Origin of the sequence: Plesiomonas sp. ZOR0011, assembly GCF_000800945.1 — a bacterium.
GTDB classification, from domain to species: domain Bacteria; phylum Pseudomonadota; class Gammaproteobacteria; order Enterobacterales; family CAMTGL01; genus Plesiomonas; species Plesiomonas shigelloides.
Genome location: NZ_JRKB01000139.1, coordinates 1 through 244 on the forward strand (window position 1 = coordinate 1; position 244 = coordinate 244).

At 44.3% G+C, this 244-nt stretch carries 1 tRNA gene; it reads right to left on the minus strand.

Annotation, left to right across the window (positions count from 1 at the left end):
* Nucleotides 1-168: 168 nt before the first annotated feature.
* A tRNA-Ala gene (locus L975_RS17060) sits at nucleotides 169-244 on the minus strand.

Consider the following 244-nt stretch of genomic DNA (forward strand, 5'->3'; position numbering starts at 1 on the left):
CAGATAGCAGATAGCAGATAGCAGATAGCAGATAGCAGATAGCAGATAGCAGATAGCAGATAGCAGATAGCAGATAAAAGCTTAAGCGAGAAAAAATTTAGGCAAAATACAGAAAATTTAAGATTAATACGAAGGATTGGGAGAAGATAGAATTGCGAGAGCGAGATTTGGTGGAGCTAAGCGGGATCGAACCGCTGACCTCTTGCATGCCATGCAAGCGCTCTCCCAGCTGAGCTATAGCCCC